Raw genomic sequence first — 13,635 nt, forward strand, 5'->3', positions numbered from 1 at the left:
CCTATGCTTTTTCAACTTTAACAGCACATTTTTTATAATCTGGCTCTTTAGAAATTGGACAAAAAGCATCGAGGGTAACATCGTTAATTAGCATGTTTTCATCAAAGAAAGGCACAAAAACCTGACCTTTAGTAGGCAAGCCTCTTTCGTTTATAGATGCTGGCAATACACACGACCCTCTTCGTGATGTTACTTTTATATTTTCGCCATTTCTAATACCTAATACTTTGGCATCATCTGGATGAAACTCTACATAGGCATTCGGCATGGCTTTATGTAATACTGGGATTCTACGTGTCATAGACCCTGTGTGCCAGTGTTCTATAACGCGTCCTGTATTCAACCAAAATGGATATTCTTTGTCAGGCGACTCAGCTGCTGGTTCATAAGGACGTTGCCAAATAACCGCTTTCCCATCTGGTTTTCCATAAAAATCAAAATCTGAACCTTCTTTACAAGCTGGGTCATATTTTTCATTGAAACGCCATTGTGTAGATTTCCCATTTACATATGGCCATATAGCTCCTGATTCTTTCTTTAAAACTTCTAAAGGGGCCATACCGTGTTTTGCGCCTTCATGGAACTGTCGGTATTCATTATAAATTTCTTCAACGTGATTTTCTTCACTATAAGGGAACAAATCACCATAACCCATGCGTTTTGCAACCTCAATAAACATCCACGCATCTGGTGTGGTATCTCCTGGTCCTTCTACCATTTTATCCCAATGCTGTGTTCTGCGTTCTGAATTTCCATATAATCCACTTTTTTCAATATGCCATGATGCAGGTAAAATAACATCGGCAACATCTGATGTTGGTGTTGGAAACACATCAGACACAACAACGAAACATGATTCTTTCTCCATTGCAGGACGATAACGGCTTGTTTTAGGCAACGATACTAATGGGTTTACAGCCTGTGTCCAAATAAATTTAATATCACCACGGTCTACAGCTCTAAACATTTCTGTAGCATGGTATGTTGGTTTTGCTGGAATACGCTCATAAGGCACTTTCCATATTTTCGCCGCTAAACGTCTATGTTTTTCATTCATTACCACGCCCTTAGGGAGCTTATGGGTAAATGTCCCTACTTCTCTTGCTGTTCCACAAGCCGATGGTTGACCCGTTAACGAAAATGGTCCGTTTCCAGGTTGCGAAATTTTCCCTGTTAGTAAATGAATGTTATACATTAAGTTATTCATCCATGTTCCTCTTGTGTGTTGGTTCATGCCCATACACCAATATGAAACGACCTTTTTATTTGGATCTCCGTATATAGAAGCCAAATACTTAATATCCTTTGCTGATACTTTGGAGTATTTAGCAACTTTTTCAGGTGTGTAATCTTTTAAAAATTCTTTATAAGCAGCAAAATCTATTTTCTCAGGTTTGTCTGTAAATTTAAATTTGTCTTCAACACCATATCCAATATTAGTTAACCCTTTACTGAAATTACAATGCTTTTCAACAAAAGATTTATTTACCCAACCATTATTAATAATCTCATAACAAATGGCATTAGCAACAGCTAAATCTGTTTGGGGTTCAAATAATATAGACCTATTTGATGCTGTACTAGAACGTGTTGTACGTGTAGCAAAATCAATAATTTTAGCACCTCGTCTTGTTTTTTGCTCTAACATTCTAGAAAATAAAACAGGATGCATTTCTGCCATATTATTTCCCCAAGTGATGAAATAATCTGCATGGTCTATATCTTCATAACAACCCATAGGTTCATCAGCGCCAAACGTGGTTAAAAAACCAGTTACCGCACTTGCCATACACAAACGGGCATTACAATCTAAATTGTTGGTACCAATAGCGCCCTTCATTAATTTTGACGCCACATACCCTTCAGGAATTGTAGATTGCCCTGAGGTGTACATCGCTACAGAATCTTTGCCATGCGCTGCAATAGTATCTTTCATTTTATTGGCAACAATGTCTAAAGCCTCACTAATGGGCGTTTTAACATATTTGCCGTTTTTCTTCACCAAGGCATGTGTTAATCTATCTTTAGATTGAATACACATGGTTTGATGATACCCTTTTACACAAAGCAATCCTTTGTTTACAGAACTGTTAGGGTCGCCTTTTACCGCAACTGCTTTTCCATTTTCTGTACCTACCAAGATACCACAGCCTACGCCACAGAATCTACACGGCCCTTTTTTCCAGTCTAAGTTTGCACCATTGGGTATCCCTTCTTCTTGTTCACTTGCGAATAATATTCCCGGAAACATGGATGCAGCAGCTGTTATAGCTGATAGCTTTGCCATTTTTTTTATAAAACTTCTTCTGGTTGATAATGAGTTGTACATAAGCTTGCTAATTTTGTGGACTATTAAAACCTGAAACCATTGCTAATAGTTTTAAGCTATCAATTTTTTCTATTTTCTCTTTGAGTATCTCTTCAGAAGCGTCGTCTAAAGTATCTGTTACTACAACCAAAATATCTTCATTCTTGGCTGGCAAAACTTCACATTCTTTTATTGCGGATAAAGCATCTATAAGATGTTGTTTTTTACCATCATGAGGATGTGCTAAATAACTTTTTATTGGCATAGGAAATTGGTTTGTTTTTAAAAAAGACAAACATATCTGAAATATATATAAAATAAACTAACAAATGTCATGTTGTTAAAAAAATAGTTTTATTACATCTGCATAGACTTAACAATCTACAAGTATCTAGACACCACACAAATAACTGATTATCAAGTACTAAAAACAGTATTGACTATGATTTTCATAATATATTTGTTTTATAAAATATTATCTATTAAAAAGAAAATTTGGATCACTTAACGAATTATTTTTTCGTTTTTAATCTGGCAATACACAAGAATCACTTAGGTTTTGTAGTAAAAATTTTAATCCCAAGTCTAAGGTTTGTCGCATCACGTTAGAATTATCGTCGTGACATTGTAAGCATGCGCCAACAAAAAGGAGCTTTTTTTGTTCTTCCACATTAAACGGTCTAAAATCCGCTCTTGTAGAACTAACATCACCTTTATCTACCTTTTTTAGAAACGGAATCCAAGCATCTTCAGGCAAGTTATCATAAACGTTTAAGGCATATTCTGGAGTAAAAATCCATTTTCCTTTATGGTTATTAATATCATAAACTAATGTGCCATTTCCATAACCTAAAGTGGCAGCATTAGCATGACAAGATTTACAATCGCGCACCGCTTTTGTTGTAGTATGAGGTGAATTTGGCGCATACAATCTATGAAAGGAAATATCGTTTTCTGGGTTACCAACATAACTACCCTTATCAATGGTTAAAACCATACCTGGTATGGCAGGCTCAATTACATTTTTATCATCAAGTTCTCTTACGCCCAAAGCTGGTTGTGATGATGAAAATTCAGCTACATATTCTTTCCACTCTCCTTTTACATATTTTTTATCTAACAAATCGTAAGCGCTTGGCTCATTACCGTCATATTGATTATGGCAACCAATACAACGTGAAGTCCAAGACGAATGGCAAGCACTACAACTCACATTTTTATGCGCATGATCTCTAGAACAGACTGATGATTGTGGCGTTAATTGATGTAAAGCACCATCTTTTTTACCAATTAAAAAAGCATTCCCAACTGAGTCAACAAATGTATTCACCAAAGGATGGCCATCTTTTTCAACTGCTATAATTTGCCTATCTGTATGCTTATAATCTCTGTGCAAGAATACTAACATACTTTCTCTATCCAAAGCATCATAGGGCATCGTATTTGGTTTTTCTTTAAAATGACAATCACTACATTGTAAAGTAACTGCATCTTCTTCATGCGCATAACGATTGCCATTTCCCATGACTTCATGCGATGAATGACAATCAATACATAGTAAGCCCCTTGCATGATGCACATCTTCTTCCAAATGCTTATAAACCCTTTTATCTTCTAATACAGAATAGTTTTCCATATGAATAACCTCATCTTGATCTAATAAGGTTTCTTGCAAACCCATATAATTTGTAGAAATTCTGCTAGAACGACTATGGCAGCCAAAACAGTGGGTATCATTAACAAAAATATCTGTTGAAGGATGAAATTGAGGCAATTCCGTTTTATTGGAAGCTAAATAACGTTTCAGATCATTTTTAGCTTCACCAGAATAATTTAAATGACAAGCATTACATCCTCCACCCCGACTCAATTGAGTTATCTCACCATATGATGTTTTTTCCGCTCCTAAATGACAATTGGCACATAAATCTCTTAAGTGTTTATCAGCGGCTGAATATTGTATATCCTTAATATGATAATGATAGTCCAAACTATCAGCCTCACCAAAAATAAATTTATCTACCGCAACAATACCACTATTGGTGGTCATTAACGAGTTTTCTATTTTATGTAACTCACTGGCATGACATGTTCCACAAGTTTCCTTAGCATCAGATAAATTACCTGGCACTAAAATCATTCCCTCATGTGCATCATCTTTCTTAAGCGAATCGGCATTTCCTAAATGACAACTAGCACAGCCAATAAGTTCTGGATTGTGATAATTTGAATATCCTTTTGTGTTTTTATGGCATTGCAAACAAGATTCTGCTGTAGCTAATTCAATATTTGAATGCTCAGCATTAATATAAACAGGAGATTTAAAAAAAGCATTATTTCTTATTAAAAATAGTAGTGCAAAAAGCAAAGCAGCTATTGTAATAACCCATACCGAAAACGTCTTGTTCCTCATTACCAATCAATTGGTCAAATTTACAATAATAAATATTATTTAACACCTAATAACAAATTAAAGCTTATGTAACATTTGTTACACATAAAGCGTTGATTACATGACATTTATCATAATTACAAAGCAAAATTACAAATACATTTATACCAGAAAAATATACAGATTTATGGTCTCTTCTCGACGAAAATTTATAAAAATTTCCGCATTAGGCTTAGGAGGTTTAGCAGCAACTTCAACAGCATATAAACTATTTGCATCCAACCCTATATTAGGTGACACTATAAAAGAAAATATTACAAAAAAATTTGTTAGATCCGCTACATATTGCGAAGTCTGCTTCTGGAAATGTGCTGCTTGGGCCTATACAGATGACAACAATAACATAAAAAAAATTATAGGAAACGAAACAGATCCTCACTGTTATGGACGACTATGTCCAAGAGGAACGGGTGGAGTTGGAATGTATGCAGATGAGGACAGATTAAAAACACCATTAATTAGAACTACTATTGATGGCGAAGAAACCTTTAGAGAAGCTAGTTGGGATGAAGCATTAGATTTAATTGCTTCAAAATTCAAACATGTTAAAGAAATTTATGGAGCAGAATCCTTTGCTTTATTAAAGCATGGTTCTCCTGGAAAACACTTAGAGCATTTGTTTAAAGCTTATGGCTCTGACACCATTGCTGAACCTGCATACGCGCAATGTAGAGGCGCAAGAGAAGCTGGTTTTGCTTTAACTTACGGTTCATGGGTTGGCTCTCCCGAACCTACTGATATTCGTGATACTAAATGTTTGGTATTAATAGGTTCTCATATTGGCGAAAACATGCACAATTCGCAAGTACAGGAAATGTCCGATGCTATAGATAATGGTGCAACAATCATTACTGTTGACCCAAGATTCTCAACAGCAGCAAGCAAATCGCAACATTGGTTAGCGATTAAACCTGCTACTGATATTGCTTTAATGTTGGCTTGGATGAATGTATTGATTGAAGAAGGATTATACGATAAAGCGTATATAAAAAAATACACCAATGGGTTTGATGAATTAAAAGACCATGTCTTGAATTTTACTCCAGAATGGGCTTATGGAATAACAACTATTAAACCAGAAGAGATTAGAAAAACAGCCAGAAAAATGGCAAATGCCGCTCCTTCTGTGATCATCCATCCTGGACGTCATGTAAGTTGGTATGGGGATGATACCCAACGCGCAAGAGCCATGGCAATTTTAAATGGCTTATTAGGTTCTTGGGGACGCCGCGGTGGATTCTACTTCAAAGAAAAAATTAGTGTTCCTAAATTCCCTCATCCCGATTATCCACATCCTAAATGGGATTGGAAAGATATTGGTGAAAAATTCCCGTTAGCACAAATGGGAATCACAACCGAAGTTATTAAATGTGCCATCCCTAGTGAGGATAATAAATATCCTGTAAAGGCTATGATGGTTGCAGGTACAAACATTACGAAATCCATTCCTAATAAAAAATTATTGGAAGAAGCAATGGACAATCTTGAGTTCATGGTAGTAATGGATACAATGCCAATGGACGTTACTGGATATGCAGATGTTGTACTTCCAGAATGCACCTATTTAGAACGCTATGATGGTATTCGTTCTGCTACAAATAGAGCACCTTCAATTGCTGTTAGAGTTCCTGCTGTAAAACCAAAATATGATTCTAAACCAGGTTGGTGGATTGCCAAACAAATTGGTGAACGCATCGGCTTAGGCGAGTATTTTAAATATAATGATTACAAAGAAGTCATTGAATGGCAATTGCAAGAAATGGGGACTTCTTTAGAAGAAATGAATAAGATTGGCGTGAAACATTTCCCTCGTAAATCTGGTCCATTATACTTAAAAGAAAATGAAAATCATGAGTTCCCTACGGCAAGCGGTAAAATTGAATTGTATTCAAAAGAATTGAAAGATTTAGGATTTGACCCTCTACCAGTATATACTAAACATCCCGAACCGCCTCAAGGTTTTTATAGGTTGAATTATGGCAGAGCACCCATGCATACATTTAGCAGAACTGCCAATAACCCGAATTTAAATGACTTAAAAAGTGAAAACAATCTATGGGTAAACCCTAAAGTTGCTAGAATAATTGGTTTAAAAACGGGACAATCCGTTTGGTTAAGAAATCAGGATAAAATTACCTCAACATTCTCAATAAAAGTTAGAGTTACCGAACGTATACGCTGGGATTCTGTATATATGGTTCATGGTTTTGGTCATGATAATAAAAAGTTGAGCAGAGCCTTTGGCAAGGGCATTAACGATACTGAAATGATAACTAAGGTTGCTGTCGACCCCATTATGGGAGGAACAGGAATGAGAGGCAACTTTGTTGAAATTTTAACCGAAGACCCAAATAAAACCTTAGAGATATGAGATATGCAATGGTTATTGATACATTAAAATGTGTTGGATGCAGTGACTGTGTAGTGGCTTGTCAAACAGAAAACGATGTACCTATTGGATATTGTAGAGACTGGATAACAGAATCGGTAAGTGGCGCCTATCCTAATGTGGAGTTGGAGCTAAAATCTGAACGTTGCAACCACTGTGAAAATGCGCCTTGCGTTAGATGCTGCCCTACAGGAGCAAGTCATATTGTTGAAGGTGGCATTGTGTTAGTTACTGGAGATGAATGCATAGGATGCGGAGCTTGCATAGAATCGTGTCCTTATGATGCACGATACCAACACCCTGATGGCTATGTAGACAAATGCACCTTTTGTCATCATAGATTAAAAAAAGGACAACTACCTGCATGTGTATCTGTATGCCCAACTAAGTGCATGTATTTTGGCGATTTAGACAACCCTAATAGTGAAGTATCCAAATTATTAAAGAACAGAAAACATAAAACATTGGCTCCAGAGGCAGGAACTAAACCTAATGTATATTATTTAATATAAACTTATAATTATGCAAGAAGAATTATTTACAAGTGGAAGACACATTCCTCATATAGATCCTTCATTAGAGATTTGGCATTGGCCTATTTCTGTTTATCTTTTTTTAGGTGGTTTGTCAGCTGGCTTATTATTTTTTGCTGGAGTAGTTACAATTCTTGGTAAAGACAAGGATTACCCAACAACCGTTAAGTATGCATCTATGGTGCCTCCTATTGCTTTATCATTAGGATTATTGGCACTCGTTTACGATTTAACGCATCCCTTATACACCTGGCAGTTATATACAACGCTCCGTTTAGAGTCGCCAATGTCATGGGGAGCTTGGGTATTATTGGTTACTACGCCCTTATCGTTTATGTGGGTGTTTAGCTATTTTTCTGAATTATTTCCAAAAAGGAATTTAAAATTTAATTTTCTAAATAAATTCGAAAAACTCCTAAAGAAAAACAGAAAAAACATGGCTTATGCATTGGTTCCATTATCTATTATTTTAGGTGTTTATACTGGAATTTTATTATCAGCTTTTAATGCAAGACCACTTTGGAACAACGCTATTTTAGGACCTCTGTTCTTAACTTCAGGCTTATCAACCGGAGCTGCAACAATCATTCTATTGGCAAAAAGCACCAAAGAAAGACATTTATTCAGCAAAATAGATTTAGGCTTAGTCATTATTGAATTAGGACTAATAGTACATATGATAATGGGCATGTACGCAGGTTCTGAAGTACAATTAGATGCAATGAACTTATTAATAGGTGGTGAATTTACGTTAATGTTTTTTGGCTTTGTTGTCATACTTGGATTGATAGTTCCAGGCATACTTGAGGCATTAGAAATAAAAGGCTATAATGTCCCAGTTGCCATACCTGCAATACTTATTCTTATTGGTGGATTAATATTCAGATTTGTAATGGTAGAAGCCGGACAATTAACAAGATACCTGTATTAAATAAAAATCATGAAAGAAAAAAAACAAAACAGACACGTATATTGGAATCCATATTTTGGAGGATTCCTTCTAGGAATATTAATAATTTTTACATTTTTCATAACAGGAAGAGGCTTAGGTGCAAGTGGCGCCATGAAAAGCAGTGTCGTAACTATAGTTGATGATGTTTCTCATGAACATGCAGAACAAAGTGCTTATTACAGCAAATTTGTCAATAATGATAAATCACCAATGAATAATTGGATAGTATTCGAAACCTTAGGTGTCCTAATTGGTGCATTCGTATCTGGCGCTTTAGCCGGTAGAATAGGCTGGCGCGTACAACACTCCCCAAAAATAACACGAAGACGTCGATTAATTTTTGCATTTGGTGGAGGTATCTTATTTGGAATCGGCGCTCAAATTGCTAGAGGATGCACAAGTGGAGCAGCTTTAAGTGGCATGGCTGTACTATCAACTGGTGGGTTTATCACCATGCTCGCGATTTTTGGAACGGCATATTTGTTTGCGTATTTCTTTAGAAAAAACTGGATTTAAAAATAATTAAAAAATAAAAATTATGGGACCATTAATTCCAAACGAATTAATTTCATTTGAATGGAGCAGCATAATAGCTATCATTATTGGCATGTTCTTCGGGTTTATTTTAGAAGCATCAGGTTTCTCGTCATCAAGAAAATTAGCCGGTGTATTTTATGGCTACGATTTCGCTGTATTAAAAGTATTTTTTACGGCTGCAATAGTTTCCTTAATCGGGCTCTTATATATGGATTATCTTGGTTATGTAGATATGAGTAGTTTATATGTTCACCCAACCTATTTATGGGGAGCAATTATTGGTGGAGGCATCATGGGCATAGGGTTTGTAGCTGGAGGGTTTTGTCCTGGAACCAGTTTATCAGCAGTAGCTATTGGCAAAATTGATGCAATAGTTAATGTTATTGGCATCATGGTTGGAATCTTTATTTTTTCAGAATTATATCCTCTTTTCGAACCTATATATAATGGTTATTTCCAAGGAAACATCACATTAATAGATTCTTTAGGCGTAAACCCTTATTGGTTTGTATTCATATTAACAGTTGTTGCTATAGTAATGTTTGCAGTAACTGATATGATTCGTAAACGTGTAAAAAAAGTATTTTACTAATAACTAAAATTACACAACATGGTAAATAGAAAATTAGTTAAATTTTTATCCTTAAGGTATAAAATTCTTGCAGCTATCTTAATCGTATTAGCAGGTGGTTTAGTATTATTACCTAAATACGAAAAACATGAAGGAATAAGTCCAGAACAATTACTAAGTAATGCGATTAGTCCTGAACGCTATATAACTACTGATGAACTTGCTGATAGAATAATCAATCAAGATCCATCCTTATTATTAATTGATGTTAGAGATGAAAACGCTTATAAAAAGTATAGCCTCCCAAGTGCCGTAAACATACCTCTAAAAAAAATTTTAGAAGACGATTCAGAATCTTATTTAAACCAAGATGAGTTTGATGTTATCCTATTTTCCAATGATAATTTCCACTCAGACCAAGCATGGCTATTATGCAATAGAATTGACTATAAAAATCTTTATGTACTTAAAGGTGGCATTAATAAATGGTTCAACACAATTATTAATCCAAAAAAACCAACAGAAAATATGGCTTCTAACGCCTTTGAATTGTATTCGTTACGTAAAGCCGCGAGTATGCATTTTGGTGTAGCTTATCCAAAAAAAGTTCACAAACAACCAGTTATTATTAAAAAAGCAAGTGTAGCAAAAACATCAACTGCAATAGTTCCAAAAAAAATAATTCCAAAGAAGAAAAAGAAAAAAATGCCAACTGAAGGTGGTTGTTAACGTGTTTACTTTTATAAATATAATGAGATGAAACGAACATTAATAAATATTAAAAATTTCTTTATTAAAGATCATGTTTAAAATATTTAATGTGAGAGCGTAGCGGTTACAGACGTTCTCAATTTTTTAATTAATTTTTTATCAAAGAATTAAAAAAAATTAAGTGTATGAAAGAATTAGAAAAAACAAAACGCATATCAATAGCATCAACTCTATTTATATTGGCTGTACTAATTGGTCTTTTAACCTACAAACGTCCAAAGCACACGTATGCCACAAACACTCAAAAAACACTGAAAAAAATAACAAATAATAATTTTCTTGTAACATTAGAAAACATAAATAACGCTGATTACATCCCAATAGATGTAAGAAGTCCAAATGAATTTGAAAAAGGGCATCTAGAAAATGCTATAAATATTCATACTCCAGAAATTTTAAGCGAAACTAATTCCGCTTTCTTTAAGGAATTAAAAGCATCAAATAAAACAGCCATATTATATGGTGATAATCCACAAGAAGCTAATGTTCCTTTTATGTTTTTATATCAATTGGGTTATGATAATATTAAACTATTAACTATTACAAATAACTATTCTCAAAATAAATTGATTTCTAAAAACTGCTATATTGAAAAGCCTGAAAATGATATAAGAACTTTTATAAATGAATCTGTAAAAAAGTCAAATGTAAAAGTGACTCCAAAAAAAACAATTCAGCCTGCTAAAAAAATTATTACCGTTCAAAAAAAGAAGAAAAAAATTCCTGAGGGAGGTTGTTAACATTTTTAATTCAAAAAAGCTGCTTAGTAAAAATTAAGCAGCTTTTTTTATTTGAAAATATGCTCTTAAATTCATTACATAGCCCTCTAAAAAAGCTTATTATTAAAAATTGATCTTCCTAATAAAAAGCACTTTTCACCACGCACTCCATTTTTTATATAATCATCTGATTTACAGATACTTTTTTCGTAACAAATGTTACTGAATTTATCGATTATTTATAGACAAAAGTTGATAAAAGTCATAAAAACAATTGGGTTAACGATATAATTTTAATCAAAATAAAATTAACTAAATAGTTGAATATTAAAAAATTATGTCATGAAAAAAACATTTTTCTTTTTGTCGGTATTATCTATTTCTGCAACTGCATTATTTAGCAGTTTTATAAGTGTAGATAATGCTATTAATGGAACCAGTAGTAATCCTCCAAATGAATTCGAGATATTACTAAATTACCTTGAAACTAATAATGCCTTTGTTGATGGTGAATCATTACCAATAGTAATGGCTGATGAGGTTAAGAAAAACATGAAAAACCCCAAATTTCATGTAATTGACATCAGAAACGAAGGTTGGTTTGAATATGGTCATATTAAAAATGCCGCCAATGTGAAAGCCGAAGACTTACTTACATATTTTGAAAGTACTATTAACCCAGTAGATTATGACAAAATTGTTTTAGTATGTTATTCTGGACAATCGGCTGCATATTATTCTAGCTTATTAAAAATAGCTGGATACAATAATGTGTATAGCATGAAATGGGGAATGAGTTCTTGGAGAGAAGATTTTGCAGATAATGCTTGGAACAAAAACATTAAAAACGAATACGCCACAAAACTGGAAATTACGGAAAAAAGTACTCCAGAAAAGGGGTCATACCCTATATTAAGTACTGGAAAAACAGAAGCAAAAGAGATTCTAAAAGCGAGATTAGAAACTCTATTTGCAACGCCATATAAAGATTTCATCATAAAGTCTACTGATGTTTTTGAAAATCTTACCAACTATTATGTGATAAACTATTGGAAAGAAGACAAATGCACGGGCCATATTCCAGGAGCACTTCACTTTCAACCTGACGCCATATCATTTACCAATGATTTATTAACACTACCGGCAAATCAAAAAATAGTAGTATATGAATCTACAGGTCAAAAGGCAGCTTACATGGTGGCTTACTTAAATATATTAGGTTACGATACTAGCAATTTAGCCTATGGCGCCAATAGCTTTATGAATGAGATTTTAAAGGAAAAGGATTCAGACGCTTTTTCTAAAAAAGAAATCAACATGTTCCCCGTAATTGAATAACAACCCAATAACATAAAATAATAAAATCATGAAAAAACTAACATTATTACTAATCGGATTATTCATAGTACCAGCATTGTTCTTTACTTCTTGTGATAGCGGAGATGACCCTGGAACATCTCCAGTTGCAACACCAGCGTTTACTCTATTGAAGGATTATATGGTTCAAAACAATTTAGATGTTAACAACATCCTTGTTAATACAGACGGACAAAAATTTGTTGTTGCAGCGCCTGCAACCTTAGCAGAAGTAGATGCTTTCTTAGATACATATTACATTATGGACCTTAGAAGTCAATCTGCATTTGATGGAGCACGTTTAGATGGTGCAAACCGTGTTGATTTTACAAATATATTAACAACGGCAGCAACTACCACAAAACCAATTCTTGTTGTATGTTATAGTGGTCAAACTGCCTGCTATGCAACAGCTTTACTACGTATGTATGGATATTCTAGTACAAGAGCCCTAAAATGGGGAATGTCTGGCTGGAATCCAAATACTGCAGATTCTTGGAATAACAACATAGGAACTCATGCTAAGGGTCATGCTAACTGGTCTTCTCATATAGCTCCAACAAATCAAACTTTCGCTGATCCTTCAATTTCTACTAGCTTAACTAATGGAGAAGCAATCCTTAAAAAGAGAGTTCAAGATATAGTGGCTTTAGGCTTTGGGGATGCTACAGTAAGTGGCACAGATGTTATAGCAAATCCTGGTAACTATTTTATCAATAATTATTTTAGTGATACCGATTATGCAGGTTTTGGTCATATTGATGGCGCTAATAGAATCAATCCTTTCACCCTTGCAGATAACAGTTATTTAAGTCTTAATTCTGATGCCAGTAGTTTAGTTACTTACTGCTACACCGGACAAACATCTGCTGTTCTAACCGCTACTTTAAAAGTACTAGGTTACAATGCAAAAAGTTTAACATTCGGTATGAACGGAATGTATAATGATAATGCCGCTTGGACTAGCAATAAATGGAGTGCAGCCGTTTCTAAAGATTATCCTGTTATTTCTAACTAATTAATATAGTTTATAACTAAGCTTATAAT

At 34.3% G+C, this 13,635-nt stretch carries 12 protein-coding genes; 9 read left to right on the forward strand and 3 right to left on the reverse strand.

The genetic code is table 11. The annotated features are described in order from the left end of the window. Position 1: 1 nt before the first annotated feature. The 3 genes from ABD935_RS13180 to ABD935_RS13190 all read right to left on the reverse strand — a co-directional run bounded on the left by ABD935_RS13180 (position 2) and on the right by ABD935_RS13190 (position 4,721). A complete protein-coding gene (locus ABD935_RS13180) occupies positions 2-2,287 on the reverse strand; it encodes a molybdopterin-dependent oxidoreductase (protein WP_345192640.1) in 2,286 nt (761 codons plus the stop codon). Between the two features lie 49 nt (positions 2,288-2,336). Further along, the gene (locus ABD935_RS13185) at positions 2,337-2,573 is read right to left on the reverse strand and encodes a hypothetical protein (RefSeq protein WP_345192642.1); all 237 of its coding nucleotides are present in this window, start codon (positions 2,571-2,573) and stop codon (positions 2,337-2,339) included. A 261-nt stretch (positions 2,574-2,834) separates the two neighbouring features. Continuing rightward, a complete protein-coding gene (locus ABD935_RS13190; protein WP_345192644.1) occupies positions 2,835-4,721 on the reverse strand; it encodes a hypothetical protein in 1,887 nt (628 codons plus the stop codon). 100 nt (positions 4,722-4,821) lie between these two features. Between ABD935_RS13190 and ABD935_RS13195 the strand changes: the two genes are divergently transcribed. The 9 genes from ABD935_RS13195 to ABD935_RS13235 all read left to right on the forward strand — a co-directional run bounded on the left by ABD935_RS13195 (position 4,822) and on the right by ABD935_RS13235 (position 13,606). Beyond that, on the forward strand, positions 4,822-7,131 hold the full coding sequence (locus tag ABD935_RS13195; protein WP_345192646.1) for a molybdopterin-containing oxidoreductase family protein: 2,310 nt from the start codon (positions 4,822-4,824) through the stop codon (positions 7,129-7,131). Beyond that, positions 7,128-7,661: a 4Fe-4S dicluster domain-containing protein gene (locus tag ABD935_RS13200; RefSeq protein ID WP_345192648.1), complete on the forward strand. Its 534-nt coding sequence runs from the start codon at positions 7,128-7,130 to the stop codon at positions 7,659-7,661. Before ABD935_RS13195 ends, ABD935_RS13200 begins: the two co-directional genes overlap by 4 nt. Positions 7,662-7,671: 10 nt before the next feature. Further along, positions 7,672-8,613 (forward strand): NrfD/PsrC family molybdoenzyme membrane anchor subunit, encoded by a 942-nt coding sequence (gene nrfD, locus ABD935_RS13205; RefSeq protein ID WP_345192650.1) that lies wholly within the window; start codon positions 7,672-7,674, stop codon positions 8,611-8,613. Positions 8,614-8,622: 9 nt separating this feature from the next. Further along, the gene (locus tag ABD935_RS13210; RefSeq protein ID WP_345192652.1) at positions 8,623-9,150 is read left to right on the forward strand and encodes a YeeE/YedE thiosulfate transporter family protein; all 528 of its coding nucleotides are present in this window, start codon (positions 8,623-8,625) and stop codon (positions 9,148-9,150) included. A gap of 22 nt (positions 9,151-9,172) precedes the next feature. Next, positions 9,173-9,763 carry a YeeE/YedE thiosulfate transporter family protein gene (locus tag ABD935_RS13215; RefSeq protein WP_345192654.1) on the forward strand — a complete coding sequence of 197 codons (591 nt, stop codon included), beginning with the start codon at positions 9,173-9,175 and terminating at the stop codon, positions 9,761-9,763. A gap of 18 nt (positions 9,764-9,781) precedes the next feature. Continuing rightward, positions 9,782-10,471 carry a rhodanese-like domain-containing protein gene (locus ABD935_RS13220; RefSeq protein ID WP_345192656.1) on the forward strand — a complete coding sequence of 230 codons (690 nt, stop codon included), beginning with the start codon at positions 9,782-9,784 and terminating at the stop codon, positions 10,469-10,471. A 167-nt stretch (positions 10,472-10,638) separates the two neighbouring features. After that, positions 10,639-11,253, forward strand: a complete 615-nt coding sequence (locus ABD935_RS13225; RefSeq protein ID WP_345192658.1) for a rhodanese-like domain-containing protein — start codon at positions 10,639-10,641, stop codon at positions 11,251-11,253. Positions 11,254-11,574: 321 nt separating this feature from the next. Beyond that, positions 11,575-12,570: a rhodanese-like domain-containing protein gene (locus ABD935_RS13230; protein ID WP_345192661.1), complete on the forward strand. Its 996-nt coding sequence runs from the start codon at positions 11,575-11,577 to the stop codon at positions 12,568-12,570. A gap of 28 nt (positions 12,571-12,598) precedes the next feature. After that, positions 12,599-13,606: a rhodanese-like domain-containing protein gene (locus ABD935_RS13235; RefSeq protein ID WP_345192663.1), complete on the forward strand. Its 1,008-nt coding sequence runs from the start codon at positions 12,599-12,601 to the stop codon at positions 13,604-13,606. Positions 13,607-13,635: the final 29 nt, after the last annotated feature.

Origin of the sequence: Algibacter agarivorans (genome assembly GCF_039543245.1) — a bacterium.
Taxonomy (GTDB): Bacteria; Bacteroidota; Bacteroidia; order Flavobacteriales; family Flavobacteriaceae; genus Algibacter_G; species Algibacter_G agarivorans.